Raw genomic sequence first — 15,026 nt, forward strand, 5'->3', positions numbered from 1 at the left:
CAACCTGGCGATTTTCGTGCATCCCCCAGTCTATTCCGCTTGCGGCATCGCTAAGCCGCAGGGCCGCGCCGCGAGGAATTTCACGGCGCGAGCGGGGTCATAAAGCGGACTCTCCTTGCAAGCTGTTTGGAAATTTCGTGTCCTCAGACTACTTCATCGAATTCAGGAACGTCTGCTTCGCCTACGGCGACCGGCCCATCCTGAAAAACCTCACGCTAGGCGTGCCGCGCGGCAAGCTGGTGGCCGTCATGGGCGGCAGCGGCAGCGGCAAGACCACGCTGTTGCGCCTGATTTCCGGCCAGATCCGGCCGCAATCCGGCCAGGTGCTGATAGACGGCAAGGACATCTGCGCCATGAGCAAGGCCGAGCTGTACCAGCACCGCCGCCGCATGGGCATGCTGTTCCAGTTCGGCGCGCTGTTCACCGACCTCAACGTCGAGGACAACGTCGCCTTCCCGCTGCGCGAACACACCAAGCTGCCGGAAAGCATGATCCGCGATCTGGTCACGCTGAAGCTGGAGGCGGTGGGCCTGCGCGGCACGCAAAAACTGATGCCGGCCGAACTGTCCGGCGGCATGGCGCGCCGGGTGGCGCTGGCCCGCGCCATCGCGCTCGATCCGCAGCTGATGCTGTACGACGAGCCCTTCACCGGCCTGGACCCGATCTCGCTGGGCGTGATCGCGCTGTTGGTCAAGAAGCTCAACGACGCGCTGGGCACCACCGCGGTGATGGTGACGCACGACGTGCACCAATCGCTGGCCATCGTCGACCACGTGCTGTTCGTCGCCGGCGGCCAGGTCATCGCGCAGGGATCGCCGGACGAGGTGCGCAATTCGGATTCGCCGTGGGTGCGCCAGTTCCTCAATGGCGAGGCCGATGGTCCGGTGCATTACAGTTTCCCGGCCGCCACCGAGCTGGCGGCCGATCTGGGCCTGCAAGAAGGAGGCGCGCATGCTTGATCTGATTACTTCGCCGCTGCGCCGGCTGGGCCACGTCACCATCAACGCCGTCTGGCGGCTAGGCTTCGCCAGCCGCTTCTTGCTGGCCATCCTGGCCAATAGCGGCCAGAGCCTGCTGCGGCTGCAACTGACCATACGCGAAATCTACTTCGCCGGCGTGATGTCGCTGATCATCATCCTGGTGTCCGGCCTGTTCGTCGGCATGGTGCTGGGCCTGCAGGGCTACACCACGCTGGCCAAGTTCGGCTCTGCCGACGCGCTGGGCGCCATGGTGGCGCTGGCGCTGCTGCGCGAGCTCGGCCCGGTGCTGGCCGCGCTGCTGTTCGCCAGCCGCGCCGGCAGCGCGATGACGGCCGAGATCGGCCTGATGAAGACCACCGAGCAATTGGACGCGATGAGCGTGATGGCGGTGGACCCCATCGCCCGCGTCATCGCGCCGCGCTTCTGGGCCGGCGTGATTTCCATGCCCATTCTGGCCGCGCTGTTCAATGTCGTCGGCGTGTTCGGCGGCTATCTGGTGGGCGTGGTGATGATAGGCCTGGACGCCGGAACGTTCTGGTCGCAGATGCAGGGCAATGTGGACCTGCACTACGACGTGATCAACGGCCTCATCAAGAGCCTGGCGTTCGGCGTCGCGGTCACGCTGATCGCCGTATTCGAAGGCTACGACGCCACGCCGACCGCCGCCGGCGTGTCCGCCGCCACCACCCGCACCGTGGTCACTTCGGCGCTGGTCATCCTGGCGCTGGACTTCGTGCTGACCGCCTTCATGTTCTAGGAAAATGAAACAATGAAACGCTCTACCATCGATCTGTGGGTCGGCATTTTCGTCGCGCTGGGCATCGCCGCCGTGACCTTTCTGTCGCTGAAAGTGGCCAATCTGACGCCGCAAAGCGCCTCGCAAACTTATGTGGTATACGCCGATTTCGACAATGTCGGCGGCCTCAAGATCAAGGCGCCGGTCAAGGAGGCCGGCGTGCTGGTGGGCCGCGTGGCCGACATCCGCCTCGACACCAAAACCTACCGCGCCCGCGTCGCGCTGAACATCGACAAGCAATACCAGCTCAGCGACGACGTCAGCGCCTCCATCCTGACTTCCGGCCTGCTGGGCGAGCAATACATCGGCTTGCAGCAAGGCGGCTCGGAAACCAATCTGGCCGCCGGCGGCACCATCACCATCACCTCTTCCGCCATGGTGCTGGAACAGCTGATAGGCAAATTCATGACCGGCTTCACCGGCAAAGACGCAAGCAAATAGCGTCGCAAGCGGGGCGATCCCCTCCACGCGGCGCCGCCTCTGGGCGGCCCGCAAGACTAGCGAAAATGGAACAAGCAAATGAAGAAACTGATTACCCTGTTCTGCCTGATGCTCGGCCTGTCCTCCGCCTCCGCGCTGGCGGCTGCCGACAGCCCGGTTGAAATGATCAAGGACAGCTCGCGCCAGGTGCTGGATGTGCTGAAGCAAGACAACGGCAAGAACACCAAGCAAATTCGCCAGCAGGCCGAAACCATCGCCGTGCCGCTGTTCGACTTCCCGCGCATGACCGCCCTGGCCGTAGGCCTGGGCTGGCGCCAGGCGTCGGCGGATCAGCGTCTGGAGCTGACCCAGCAGTTCCAAACCCTGCTGGTGCGCACCTACTCCACCACCATGACCCGCTTCAAGACCGCCCAGGTCAATGTGCAGCCCAACCCCGTCATGGGTGCCAGCGGCCGCGACGCCACGGTCAAGTCCAGCGTGACCCTGCCGGGCAACGCCAATCCGGTGGCCGTGGACTACGTGCTGTACAAGGGCGACAAGGGCTGGAAGATCTACAATGTCAGTGTGGAAGGCGCCAGCCTGGTCACCGTGTACCGCAACAGCTTCAACGAAGAGATCCGCAAGAGCGGCGTGGACGGTCTGATCAAGCTGCTGCAGGACAAGAACGCCGCTCCGGTGGCCGCCGCGCCTGCCTCCAAGGGCAAGGGTTGATGCTGAACGTCACCGCCCCCGGCGCGGCCAGCTTGACCGGCCGCGTCGACATGGCCAGCAGCGGCGCGCTGCTGGCGCCCATCGCCCGGCTCGCCGCCCAGGGGCCGTTGCGGCTGGACTTGTCCGGCATAGAGGGCGCAGACTCCGCCGCGCTGGCCCTGCTGCTGGAGGCGCACCGCGCCGCTGCCGCCGCAGGCCACAAGCTGACGCTGAGCGGCGTGCCGGCCAATCTGGCCGCGCTGGCCAGCTTGTACGATCTTGAACCGCTGTTATCCATCGGAGAGTAATATGCGTCCCGCACGCATTCTCGCCGCCGCCACGCTGCTGTCGCTGGCCGGCTGCGCCAGCCATCCCGCCACCGCCTACGACCCGTACGAGCCGTACAACCGCGCCATGTTCACGGTCAACGACAAGGCGGACCAGTGGGTCATCAAGCCGGTGGCCCAGGGCTACCAGAACGTGGTGCCCTCGCCGGTGCGAACCGGCGTAGGCAATTTCTTCGACAATCTGAAGGACGTCTACAGCTTCGCCTTCAATGTATTGCGCGCCGAGCCGGAAAAAGCCGCCAACGACTTCATGCGCGTGGCGATCAATACCGGCTTCGGCCTGTTCGGCCTGCTCGACATCGCCACGCCGGCCGGCCTGAAGAACAACAAAACCACCTTCGGCGACACCTTGGCCAGCTGGGGCTGGAAGAACAGCAACTACTTCGTGCTGCCCTTTTTCGGCCCGTCCACCGTGCGCGACAGCGCCGGCCTGACCACGTCGCTGGCCGGCCCCGGCCCTGAGAAGCTGGTCTACCACAACACCAACGAGGCCATCGCTTTCTACGGCATCTACGGCGTCAACACCCGCGCCAAGTACCTGGGCGCGGAAAACCTGCTGAGCACCGCCGCGGTGGACCGTTACAGCTATACGCGCGACCTGTTCATGCAGATGCGCGCCAAGCAACTGGGACAGTCCGATCCGACCCAGCCGGCCGACGACGTCAATCTGGACGACCTGTTGAACAGCCCCGCCGGCAAGAGCGACAGTTCCGCTCCGGCCTCGGCGCCCAAGCAGGACAGCTCGGCGCCTGCCGCCCTGCCCATCCGCCAGGACAGCTCGGCTCCGCAAGCGGCCTCCGCCGCGCAGTAAAACCGGCGGCGAAAACAAGAGGCGCGCCTCCCCCGCGGGCGGCGCGCCGCTTTTTTTGCCTGCGCGCGGACAAGCAGCCCTTGCCCCAGTAAGGTTACAATACGCTAGCCGCCCCGCGCTGAACGCAGCCGGGCGGCCGTTTTTATTTTTTACTTGTCAGGAAAAGCCATGAGCCAATTCCCCGCCTGTCCGCAATGCGGATCCGAGTACACCTATCAGGACGGCGCGATGTTCGTATGCCCGGAATGCGCCCATGAGTGGAACGAGCAGGCTGCCGCGCCGGCGGAAGAACAGCGCGTGGTGCGCGACGCCGTCGGCAATGCGCTGCAGGACGGCGACAGCGTCACCGTGATCAAGGACCTGAAGGTCAAGGGCTCCTCGCTGGTGGTCAAGGTCGGCACCAAGGTCAAGAACATCCGCCTGGTGGACGGCGACCACGACATCGACTGCAAGATAGACGGCATAGGCGCGATGGGCCTGAAGTCCGAGTTCGTCAAGAAGGCCTGATCGCTGGCCCGGAGCGAGCAAACGAGCAAAGCCGCCCTTGGGCGGCTTTTACCGTTTCAGCGCTCAAGCGCTCGCCGTATCCGGCGCGTCCTCGCGGACACACTCCTTCCAACCGGCCACGAAGCGGATCGCCGCGTCCAGGTCGGCGCTCTCGCCGATGCGCCTCATCTCGTCCATGCGCTCGACGCCGTCCAGCGGCATCGGTTTCTCCAGCAGGATGGACTGCCGCAGATAGCGCGCCTCGCCCAGCGTCTCCCGCGCCTGGAAATCCGCCACCTCGTTGACGCCATCCATCAGCAAGTCGACCATGACCTTGCCCCATTGCAGATAGCCTCGCCTGGCGCCGCCATCCAGATGGCTGGCGTTGAAGCCGGTACCCAGCGACAACATGGTCACCGAGCCGGGCGCGATGGGCCGCAGCAGCCGCGGATCGCGCGTTTGCGCCAACGCGCACATCGCCGGGTTGTTGGCGAATACGCCGCCGTCGGCATAGCCGTCGAACGGCGCGAAGTAAGTCGGCGCCGCCGAAGTCCGCATCGCCACCCGCCAAGCCAGTTCCGTGCCGTCGTCGCTGCCGTCGCGAGTGGGCAAGTTGTGGAACACCTTGGGTTTCCAGCGCCGCTTCCCCTGCGGCAAGCGCGCGTCTCCATCCAGATTGAAGGCCGGCACCAGCACATGGCCGCGGCGGCCCTCATCGCGCAACAGCGCAGCCAAGGCGTCTTCGCCCAGCAAGTCCTGGCAGGCCTGTTCGCGGCCTGCGCCGTCGTAGCGCGGACCCGCCAGGCCATCCAGGGTTTTCAGCCGCCAGGCCGCGCTGCGGGAGAAAATGCGCGGTCCCAGCGCCAGGTAGCGCTCCAGCAACTGGCGCGGCGTCATGCCGCGCGCCAGGCCCAGCGCGATCAAGGCGCCGGTGGAGGTGCCGGCGTGCATATGGATGCCGTCGCGCCAGCCGGGAACCGCCTGGTCCAGCCGGTCCAGCCACACCAGCGGAATGATGCCGCGCAGGCCGCCGCCGTCCAGCGACAGGATGCGGTAAGGATTGTCCAGCTGCATAAGGGGGCCTCCGTCAGGATGATTGCGCGCAGATGGTGCGCGCCGGCGACGCGACGCGCGCGATGACTGATGTCAGCGCAAGCGCGCCGCGCGCGCCACTGGCCGAATGGCGGCTTGCGCAAACGCGAAAACGCCGCGGCCATCAGGCGCGCGGCGTTGTGCAAGCCGGAGGCGGCGAAGAATCAGCCGATGCGTTCGATCAGCGCGCCGACGGCGCCCAGCTTCTTCTCGATGTATTCGTAGCCGCGGTCCAGGTGGTAGATGCGGTCGACGATGGTTTCGCCCTCGGCCACCAGGCCGGCGATCACCAGGCTGGCGGAAGCGCGCAAGTCCGTCGCCATCACGGTGGCGCCGGACAGCTTGTCCACGCCCTTGACGATGGCGGTGTTGCCTTCCACTTCGATATTGGCGCCCATGCGGTTCAGTTCCGGCACATGCATGAAGCGATTTTCGAAGATGGTCTCGGTCACCACGCCGGCGCCCTCGGCCACGCAGTTCAGCGTCATCAGCTGCGCCTGCATGTCGGTGGGGAAGGCCGGATACGGCAGGGTGCGGAAGTTGACGGCCTTGGGGCGCTGCTTCATGTCCAGCGAGATCCAGTCGTCGCCGCACTCGATCAGCGCGCCGGTTTCGCGCAGCTTGTCCAGCACCGCCTCCATGCTCTGCGGCGCGGCGTTGCGCAGCACCACGTGGCCGCGGGTCATCGCGCCGGCCACCAGGAAGGTGCCGGCCTCGATGCGGTCCGGCATCACCGAGTATTCGGCGCCATGCAGCTTGTCCACGCCCTCGATCACCAGGCGGTCGCTGCCGATGCCGCTGATCTTGGCGCCCATGGCCACCAGACAGTGGGCCAGGTCGGTCACTTCCGGCTCGCGCGCGGCGTTCTCCAGGATGGTGGTGCCTTCGGCCAGGGTGGCGGCCATCAGCAGGTTCTCGGTGCCGCCCACCGTCACCATGTCCATCACGATGCGAGCGCCGCGCAGGCGCTTGGCGCGCGCCTTGACGTAGCCGTGCTCGATCGACACCTCGGCGCCCATCGCCACCAAGCCCTTGATATGCTGGTCCACCGGCCGGCTGCCGATGGCGCAGCCGCCAGGCAGGGACACGGTGGCTTCGCCGAAGCGCGCCAGCGTCGGACCCAGCACCAGGATGGAGGCGCGCATGGTCTTCACCAGCTCGTACGGCGCCACCAGGCTGTCCAGCTGGGAGGCGGTGATTTCCACCTCGCGCACATTGTCGGTCATCACCCGCACGCCCATGCCTTGCAGCAGCTTCTGGGTGGTGGCGATGTCGCGCAGCATGGGCACGTTGGTGAAGCGCATGGTGTCGGCGGTCAGCAGGCCGGCGCACAGGATGGGCAGCGCGGCGTTCTTGGCGCCGGAGACGCGGATCTCGCCGTTCAGCGGGCCGTTGCCGGTGATTCTCAGTTTGTCCATTCTTCTAAAACCTCATGCGCCGCGCGGCTGGCGAGCGCCTGATGGCCTCGTCGCGCCGCGCGGCTAAGTATTGCCATCAACCTTGCAGCTTGGCCCATTCCTCAGGCGTGGCGGCCTTGGCGATGGACAAAGCATGGATTTCGTTGCTGGCCAGGCGGCTGGCGATCACTTCCTTGACCATGCGGTGGCGGTCGATCAGGCGCTTGCCTTCGAAAGCGGCTGACACCACGGTGGCGTAGAAGTGGTGGCCGTCGCCTTCCACGGAAAGATAGGCGCAGTCGAGGCCTGCCTCGATGTATTGCTTGACTTGCTCAGGGGTCATCTCGATGGTCCGATCAAATGGCGAATAAGGTTCAGTGGCGCAGCTTGTAGCCGGTATGGATCATGCGCAGCGCCAGCGCGGCCAGCAGCGCGAAGCAGCCGGCCACCACGCCGGCTGACAGCCAGGGACTGACGTCGGCCTGGCCGAAGAAGCCGTAGCGGAAGCCGTCGATCATGTAGAACACCGGGTTGGCGTGCGACACGGCGTACCAGAACGGCGGCAGGCTGTGGATGGAGTAGAACACGCCGGACAGGAAAGTCAGCGGCATGATCAGGAAGTTCTGGAAGGCGGCCAGCTGGTCGAATTTTTCCGCCCAAATGCCGGCGATCACGCCCAGCGTGCCCAGCACGCCGCAACCCAAGGCTGCGAACAAGACGGCCCACAGCGGCTGAGCCGGCAAGGGCAGGCCGAACCAGGCGGTGACGACGAGCACGCCAGCGCCCACAGCCAGGCCGCGCACGACCGAGGCCAGCAAATACGCCAGGAAGAACTCGGCCGCGGTCAGCGGCGGCAGCAGCAGGAATACGATGTTGCCGGTAATCTTGGACTGGATCAGGCTGGACGAGCTGTTGGCGAAGGCGTTCTGCGCCATCGACATCATCGCCAGGCCCGGGATCAGGAAGGCGGTGTAGCTGACGCCGGGATAGGCCTCGACATGGCGCGCCATCACGTGGGCGAAGATCAGCTGGTACATCAGCGCGGTCAGCACCGGCGCGGCCACGGTCTGGAAAGCCACCTTCCAGAAGCGCACCAGCTCCTTCTTGAACAGGGTCAGGAAGCCCGTCATGCCGCGCCTCCGTGCATCATCTTGACGAATACGCTTTCCAGGTCCGCCTCCACCACGTTGAGTTCGCGCACTTCCACGCCGGCCTGGCGCAGCTCGGCCAGCACGGTTTCCAGTTCCGCCAGTTCGGCCAGCCGCAACACCGCGCGGCCATCCTCATCGCGCAGCTTGCGCGACGCCAGGCTGGCCGGCAGCGCCCCGGACAGCTTGATCGCCACTTCGCGGCTCGCGCTATGGGCCAGCAGCTTGTCCTTGCTCTCCAAGGCCAGCAGCCTGCCCTTTTTCAGCATGGCGATGCGGCCGCACAAGGCTTCCGCCTCTTCCAGATAGTGAGTGGTCAGCACGATGGTGTGGCCGGCGCGGTTCAGCTCCTGCACGAACACCCACAGGCTCTGCCGCAGCTCGACGTCCACGCCGGCGGTAGGCTCGTCCAGCACGATGACCGGCGGCCGGTGCACCAGGGCCTGCGCCACCATCACCCGCCGCTTCATGCCGCCGGACAGGGCGCGCATATTGCTGTCGGCCTTGTCGGACAGACCCAGCTTGAACAAGAGCTCGTCTATCCAGGCCTCGTTGCGGCCCAAACCGAAGTAGCCGGACTGGAAGCGCAGCGTTTCGCGCACCGACAGGAAGGGATCGAACACCAGCTCCTGCGGCACCACGCCCAGCGCGCGGCGGGCCTGCTTGAAGTCGGCCACCACATCGTGGCCCATGACGCGGATGCGGCCGCTATCCGGCCTGGCCAGGCCGGCCAGCGCCGAGATCAGCGTGGTCTTGCCGGCGCCGTTGGGGCCAAGCAGGGCGAAGAATTCGCCGGGCTCGACGCTGAAGCTCACTTTATCCAGCGCCTGCAGCTGGCCGTAGCGCTTGCTGACGGCCTCGATTTCGATTGCGTGGGACATGAAAACCATGACGCCGCCAGTGCCATGCCGAATGAATCAGGCTGCGCTAGAGGCTTGAGAAAAAAGCGCAATTATAGCGCCGCCGCGCGCTCAGGTGGTAAGTTGTTCCATCACTTCCGGCGTGAAAATGCCGCGGTACAGATATTGCAACAACCGGCTGGCCGCCAGGGTGGCGTCCGGCCCCGGCCGCTCTATCACCAGCTTGTGCATCAGGCCGTCGTGCAGCGCCTGCAACACCGTCGCCGCCTCGTCCGGCGCCACGCAACCATAGGCCTGCCCCTTGTCCTTGGCCGCCTGCACCACCTGGCTCAGCAAGCCGCGCGCCTCGTGCATATGCGCCACGCATTCTTCATGGATGGGTTCCAGCTCGCCTACGTGCTCGCTGCGCAAAAACACGATCAGCAGGATGCGCCGCACCTGCGGATTGCGCTCGATCAGCGCCAGCAGGCGGTGGCTGTGCTCCCACAGCGCGCGCGCGGGATCGCTGCCGGCCATGTCCAGCAGCTGATCGCGCATATCGTCGAACGAAGGCGCCACCCGGTCCAGCATCGCCTGGTACAGATCCAGCTTGTTCTGGAAATGCCAGTACACCGCGCCGCGGGTCAGGCCGGCGGCCGCGGCGATGTCGGCCAGCGTGGTGCGCGACACGCCCTGCTCGCTGAACAGCCGCTCGGCGGCGTCCAGCAGCTGCTGGCGGGTCTGCTCCGCCTCTTCGCGAGTCTTTCGTGCCATATTGGGATACTTTGCTAGAACTAGTACTAATTAAGGAATTTTAACGCCTACTGGCAGTCGATATCGCAAAGCTTTCACATCGCGCGACATTTCTTCATTTTACATACAGACGTGCATGTATGTAAAATGGCGGATCATTTGGACAAGACCCGGCAGCCCCCTTGTCCACAAATACGCTGACATACTTAATGACTATCTGTTTTTGGACTTTTCAAGGATTCGACACCATGCAAGGAACGACTCTTCTGCCGCGCTCGGCCCACGGCCTGCTGCTGGCCGCGCTGGCGGCCAGCCTGGCGGCCTGCGGCCAAAAGCCGGATGCTCAGGCCGGCGCAGCCATGCCGCCTGTGCCGGTGGCCGTGCTGAAAGCGGAACCGGCCGATGTGCCGGTTTCGTATGAATTCGTCGGCCAGGCGGCCGGCTCGCGCGAGGTGGAAGTGCGCGCGCGCGTAGGCGGCATTCTGCAAAAGCGCGCCTACGCCGAAGGCAAGCCGGTCAAGGCCGGCGACCTGCTGTTCCAGATCGATCCGCAGCCCTTCCAGGCCACGCTGGACCAGGCCCGCGCCAATCTGCAGGTGCAGCAGGCGCAGCTGTCGCGGACCAAGCAGGACTACGACCGCATCCTGCCGCTGTTCAAGGAAAACGCCGTCAGCCAGAAGGACCGCGACGACGCCCAGGCGGCCTTCGACTCGGCCAAGGCCTCCGTCGCCGCCGCCAAGGCCCAGGTGGAGCAGGCCCAGATCAATCTGGGCTACACCCGCGTCACCGCGCCGATTTCCGGCATCACCAGCCAGGAAGCCCGTTCCGAGGGCAGCCTGGTAGCCACCACCGCCGACGCCAGCCTGCTGACCAAGATCTCGCAGCTGGACCCGATCTACGTCAACTTCAGCATGTCCGACAGCGACATGCTGAATCTGCGCAAGATGCAGCACGCCGGCAAGCTGAAGCTGGCCAACGGCGGCGGCTTCGAGGTGCAGCTGAAGCTGCCGGACGGCAGCCAGTACGGCAAGACCGGCCACCTGAACTTCACCGACAGCCTGGTGGACGCCACCACCGGCACCATCCGTTCGCGCGCCAGCTTCGCCAATCCGCAAGGCGGCATCCTGCCCGGCCAGTTCGTCCGCGTGCAGTTGAACGGCGCGGTGCGCACCGCCGCCATCACCGTGCCGCAACGCGCGGTGCTGACCACGCAGCAAGGCAAGATGGTGTGGGTGGTGGGCGCCGACGGCAAGGTCGCGCCGCGCCCCATCGTCACCTCGCAGGAAGTGGGCCTGAGCGTGCTGGTGGAGCAGGGTCTGAAAGCCGGCGACCAAGTCGTCGTCGACAACATCATCAAGCTGCGTCCGGGCGCCGCCGTCAAGCCGCACCCGCTGCAGGCCGACGCCAGCGCGCCGGCCGCCGCGGCCAAGCCGTAATCGCAGGGGGAACCTGATACATGTTTTCCGCTTTCTTCATTCGGCGGCCCATTTTCGCCAGCGTGATCTCCATCGTGATCATGCTGGCGGGCCTGGCCGCCATCAAGGCGCTGCCCATCCAGCAGTACCCTGAAATCGTGCCGCCGGTGGTCAACGTCACCGCCAGCTACCCGGGCGCCTCCGCCGAAGTGATCGCCAACACCGTGGCCGCGCCGCTGGAGCAGGCGATCAACGGCGTGGACGACATGCTCTACGTGCAGTCGAACAGCGCCAGCAACGGCACGCTGTCGCTGACCGTGTCGTTCAAGATCGGCACCAATCCGGACCAGGCGACCATCAACGTCAACAACCGCGTGCAATCCGTGCTGTCGCAGCTGCCGGAAGAAGTGCGGCGCCAGGGCGTCAACGTGCGCAAGAAGTCCGCCACCATCTTGCAGGTGATCTCGCTGTTCTCGCCGGACAACAGCCACGACACGCTGTTCATCAGCAACTACGCGCTGCTCAATGTGGTGGACGAGCTGAAGCGGGTGCCGGGCGTGGGCGACGTGGTGAACTTCGCCGGCCAGGATTACTCGATGCGGATTTGGCTGAAGCCGGACAAGCTGGCCCAGCTCAAGCTGACCCCCAGCGACGTGGCCGCCGCCATCCGCGAGCAGAACTCGCAGTTCGCCGCCGGCAAGCTGGGCGCGGAACCGACGCCGCAGAAGCTGGACTTCACCTACACCGTGACCACCCAGGGCCGCCTGTCCGAACCGGAAGAGTTCGAGAACATCATCGTGCGCGCCAATCCGGACGGTTCGGCGGTAAAGCTGAAGGACGTGGCCCGCGTCGAGCTGGGCGCGCTGTCCTATGACTTCCACGGCAAGCACAACGGCAAGGCCACCATCCCTATCGGCATCTTCCTGGCGCCGGGCGCCAACCAGCTGGCCACGGCGCAGGCGGTGGAAACCGAAATGCAGCGCCTGTCCAAGAGCTTCCCGACCGGCTTGTCCTACGGCATCCCGTACGACACCACCAAGTTCGTCGAAGTGTCGATCGAGGAGGTGTACAAGACGCTGGCCGAAGCCATGGTGCTGGTATTCCTGGTGGTATTCCTGTTCCTGCAGAACTGGCGCGCCACGCTGATCCCCTGCCTGGCGGTGCCGGTGTCCATCGTCGGCGCGTTTGCCGGCATGTACGCCTTCGGCTTCACCATCAATACCTTGACGCTGTTCGGCCTGGTGCTGGCCATCGGCATCGTGGTGGACGACGCCATCGTGGTGCTGGAAAACGTCGAGCGCCTGATGACGCAGGAGGGCTTGTCGCCGCGCGAGGCCAGCTTCAAGGCGATGAAGGAAGTCTCCGGCGCGCTGGTGGCCATCGTGCTGGTGCTGTGCTCGGTATTCATCCCGGTGGCCTTCCTCGGCGGCATCGCCGGCCAGATGTACAAGCAGTTCGCCATGACCATCGCGGTGTCGGTCGTGATTTCCGGCATCGTGGCGCTGACGCTGACCCCGGCGCTGTGCGCGCTGATCCTGAAGGCGGAGCACCAGCATCCGAACCGCTTCTTCACCTGGTTCAACAACTGGTTCGATCGTCTGACCAGCCGCTACACCAGCGGCGTGGCCTTCATCAACAAGCGCGCCGTGCTGGCCGTGCTGCTGTTCGGCGGCCTGATCGCCGCCTCCGCCGGCCTGTTCCGCATCATCCCGTCCAGCCTGGCGCCGGACGAGGACCAGGGCTACATCCTTGCCGCCGCCTTCCTGCCGGACGGCGCCTCGCTGACCCGCACCGCCGCCACCATGGACAAGCTGGATGCCATGATGGCCAAAAACCCGGCGGTGCAGGACCGGATGACTTTCGCCGGCTTCGACATCCTGTCCGGCGGCAACAAGACCAACGCCGGCGTTTCCTTCATCGTGCTCAAACCCTGGGATGAGCGCAAAGGCCCGCAATTATCGTCGCAGGCCGTGGTGAAGGACGTGTTCGGCAAGGGCATGATGGGCGTTTCCGACGGCATCGTGCTGGCCTTCAACCCGCCGCCGATCTCCGGCATGTCCAACACCGGCGGCTTTGAAGCCTATGTGCAGGACCGCGCCGGCCGCACGCCGGCCGAGCTGGGCGAAATCACCAAGAAAATGGTGGCCGCCGCCGCCAAGCGGCCGGAGCTGAAGGGCGTGCAAACGACCTTCTCCGCCAGCGTGCCGCAGGTCTTCGTCAAGCTGGACCGCGACAAGGCCAAGGCGCTGGGCGTGCCGATCAACAGCGTGTTCGACACCATGCAGAGCACCTTCGGCGCGCTGTACGTGAACGACTTCAACAAGTTCGGCCGCACCTTCCGCGTGCAGCTGCAGTCTGAAGCGCCGTTCCGCACCAAGGTGGACGATCTGCGCAACGTCTACGTGCGTTCGCAGACCGGCCAGATGATCCCGCTGACCGCGCTGGTGAACATCCAGCAAACCACCGGCCCGGAAACGCTGGAACGCTTCAACGTGTTCCCGGCGGCCAAGCTGGTGGGCGGCCCGGCGCCGGGCTACAGCTCGGGCCAGGCGCTGGCGGCGCTGGAGGACGTAGCCAAGGAAACCCTGCCGGAGGGCTATACCCTGGCCTGGACCGGCTCGGCCTTCCAGGAAAAGTCCACCAGCGGCTCGTCCGTCCTGGTGTTCGGCTTCGGCATGATCATGGTGTTCCTGATCCTGGCGGCGCAGTACGAACGCTGGAGCTTGCCGATCTCCGTGCTGATGGCGGTGCCCTTCGCCGTGTTCGGCGCGCTGATGGCCAACTGGCTGCGCGGCCTGGCCAACGACGTGTACTTCCAGGTGGCGCTGGTGACGCTGATCGGCCTGTCGGCCAAGAACGCCATCCTGATCGTGGAGTTCGCGGTGCAGAAGCTGGAGGAAGGCATGGAGCTGATGGAGGCCGCGCTGGAAGCCGCCCGCCTGCGCTTCCGCCCCATCGTGATGACCTCGCTGGCCTTCGTGCTCGGTTGCGTGCCGCTGGCCATCTCCAGCGGCGCCGGCTCCGCCAGCCGCCACTCTATCGGCACCGGCGTAATCGGCGGCATGTTGGCGGCGACCTTCATCGCCACCTTCTTCATCCCGCTGTTCTTCATCCTGATCATGAAGCTCGGCAAGAAAAAACCTCAACCGGTGGTTGAGGCAGGAGAGAAAGCAGATGCTTAAGCGCGCCCTGATTCCCGCCGCCGTCGCGCTGGCCGTATCCGCCTGCGCGGTCGGCCCAGACTACAGCCGGCCCAAGGTCGAGCTGCCGGCCGCCCAGGCAGCCACCCAGACCCCGGCCGTCAGCGCCGACTGGTGGAAACAGTTCGACGACCCGGTGCTGAACCAACTGATAGACGAAGCCGTGGCCGGCAATGCCGATCTGCAGCTGGCGGCCGCCCGCGCCGAGCAGGCCGCCGCCCAGGCCGGCATCGCCCGCGCCGCGCTGCTGCCCGCCCTGAACGCCAACGCCGGCTACCAGAGCGGCCGCAGCTCCAGCCAATTGGTCACGCCCGGCTCCCCGCTGGTCAACGACGTCCGCGCCGCCAATCTGACGGCGGCGTGGGAACTGGACCTGTGGGGCAAGCTGCGCCGCGGCAACGAAGCGGCCCGCGCCGGCTACGCGGCCAGCCGCTACGACCGCGACGCCGCCCAGCTGGCGCTGAGCGCGCAAGTGGCGCAAACCTACTTCCAGCTCCGCGCGCTGGACGCCCAGCTCGACATCGCCCAGCGCACCCTGCATAGCCGCGAGGAATCGCTGAAGCTGCAAACCAAGCGCTTCCACGGCGGCCTGATCTCCGAGCTGGAGCAGCGCCAGGCCGAAGCCGAGGCC

16 protein-coding genes are annotated in these 15,026 nt (G+C 65.8%); 10 read left to right on the top strand and 6 right to left on the bottom strand.

Features of this window, described 5'->3' with window-relative positions; translation table 11 throughout:
* The first annotated feature begins 137 nt into the window (after positions 1-137).
* From C2I19_RS06225 to C2I19_RS06255, 7 genes are all read left to right on the top strand, one after another.
* Positions 138-959: an ABC transporter ATP-binding protein gene (locus tag C2I19_RS06225; RefSeq protein ID WP_103901853.1), complete on the top strand. Its 822-nt coding sequence runs from the start codon at positions 138-140 to the stop codon at positions 957-959.
* Complete coding sequence (mlaE, locus tag C2I19_RS06230; RefSeq protein ID WP_103901854.1) at positions 952-1,737, top strand: lipid asymmetry maintenance ABC transporter permease subunit MlaE; 786 nt, start codon at positions 952-954, stop codon at positions 1,735-1,737. The genes C2I19_RS06225 and mlaE overlap by 8 nt, the downstream gene beginning before the upstream one ends.
* Positions 1,738-1,749: 12 nt before the next feature.
* On the top strand, positions 1,750-2,217 hold the full coding sequence (mlaD, locus tag C2I19_RS06235; protein ID WP_103901855.1) for an outer membrane lipid asymmetry maintenance protein MlaD: 468 nt from the start codon (positions 1,750-1,752) through the stop codon (positions 2,215-2,217).
* Positions 2,218-2,295: 78 nt separating this feature from the next.
* On the top strand, positions 2,296-2,928 hold the full coding sequence (locus C2I19_RS06240) for an MlaC/ttg2D family ABC transporter substrate-binding protein (RefSeq protein ID WP_103901856.1): 633 nt from the start codon (positions 2,296-2,298) through the stop codon (positions 2,926-2,928).
* The gene (locus C2I19_RS06245) at positions 2,928-3,215 is read left to right on the top strand and encodes an STAS domain-containing protein (RefSeq protein ID WP_103901857.1); all 288 of its coding nucleotides are present in this window, start codon (positions 2,928-2,930) and stop codon (positions 3,213-3,215) included. The genes C2I19_RS06240 and C2I19_RS06245 overlap by 1 nt, the downstream gene beginning before the upstream one ends.
* Position 3,216: 1 nt before the next feature.
* Positions 3,217-4,065, top strand: a complete 849-nt coding sequence (locus C2I19_RS06250; RefSeq protein ID WP_103901858.1) for an MlaA family lipoprotein — start codon at positions 3,217-3,219, stop codon at positions 4,063-4,065.
* Positions 4,066-4,233: 168 nt separating this feature from the next.
* Entirely contained in the window at positions 4,234-4,572 is a 339-nt protein-coding gene (locus C2I19_RS06255; RefSeq protein ID WP_103901859.1) for a zinc ribbon domain-containing protein YjdM, read from the top strand.
* Positions 4,573-4,635: 63 nt separating this feature from the next.
* On the opposite strand, the gene C2I19_RS06260 is transcribed toward C2I19_RS06255, so the two are convergent.
* The 6 genes from C2I19_RS06260 to C2I19_RS06285 all read right to left on the bottom strand — a co-directional run bounded on the left by C2I19_RS06260 (position 4,636) and on the right by C2I19_RS06285 (position 9,801).
* Positions 4,636-5,625: a patatin-like phospholipase family protein gene (locus C2I19_RS06260; RefSeq protein ID WP_103901860.1), complete on the bottom strand. Its 990-nt coding sequence runs from the start codon at positions 5,623-5,625 to the stop codon at positions 4,636-4,638.
* Positions 5,626-5,807: 182 nt separating this feature from the next.
* A complete protein-coding gene (gene murA, locus C2I19_RS06265; protein WP_103901861.1) occupies positions 5,808-7,061 on the bottom strand; it encodes a UDP-N-acetylglucosamine 1-carboxyvinyltransferase in 1,254 nt (417 codons plus the stop codon).
* A 76-nt stretch (positions 7,062-7,137) separates the two neighbouring features.
* Complete coding sequence (locus C2I19_RS06270; RefSeq protein ID WP_103901862.1) at positions 7,138-7,383, bottom strand: BolA family protein; 246 nt, start codon at positions 7,381-7,383, stop codon at positions 7,138-7,140.
* A gap of 31 nt (positions 7,384-7,414) precedes the next feature.
* Entirely contained in the window at positions 7,415-8,170 is a 756-nt protein-coding gene (locus C2I19_RS06275; RefSeq protein WP_103901863.1) for an ABC transporter permease, read from the bottom strand.
* Positions 8,167-9,069 carry an ABC transporter ATP-binding protein gene (locus C2I19_RS06280; RefSeq protein WP_103901869.1) on the bottom strand — a complete coding sequence of 301 codons (903 nt, stop codon included), beginning with the start codon at positions 9,067-9,069 and terminating at the stop codon, positions 8,167-8,169. Before C2I19_RS06280 ends, C2I19_RS06275 begins: the two co-directional genes overlap by 4 nt.
* A 90-nt stretch (positions 9,070-9,159) precedes the next feature.
* A complete protein-coding gene (locus tag C2I19_RS06285; RefSeq protein WP_103901864.1) occupies positions 9,160-9,801 on the bottom strand; it encodes a TetR family transcriptional regulator in 642 nt (213 codons plus the stop codon).
* Positions 9,802-10,028: 227 nt separating this feature from the next.
* On the opposite strand from C2I19_RS06285, the gene C2I19_RS06290 reads away from it, so the two are divergent.
* From C2I19_RS06290 to C2I19_RS06300, 3 genes are all read left to right on the top strand, one after another.
* On the top strand, positions 10,029-11,216 hold the full coding sequence (locus C2I19_RS06290; RefSeq protein ID WP_103901865.1) for an efflux RND transporter periplasmic adaptor subunit: 1,188 nt from the start codon (positions 10,029-10,031) through the stop codon (positions 11,214-11,216).
* A 20-nt stretch (positions 11,217-11,236) separates the two neighbouring features.
* Positions 11,237-14,377, top strand: a complete 3,141-nt coding sequence (locus C2I19_RS06295; RefSeq protein ID WP_103901866.1) for an efflux RND transporter permease subunit — start codon at positions 11,237-11,239, stop codon at positions 14,375-14,377.
* Positions 14,370-15,026: TolC family protein (locus tag C2I19_RS06300; RefSeq protein WP_158253647.1), on the top strand; the 657-nt coding region annotated here is incomplete at its 3' end. The genes C2I19_RS06295 and C2I19_RS06300, both read left to right, overlap by 8 nt.

The sequence above is a fragment of the Chromobacterium alticapitis genome, from assembly GCF_002924365.1.
Classification (GTDB): Bacteria; Pseudomonadota; Gammaproteobacteria; order Burkholderiales; family Chromobacteriaceae; genus Chromobacterium; species Chromobacterium alticapitis.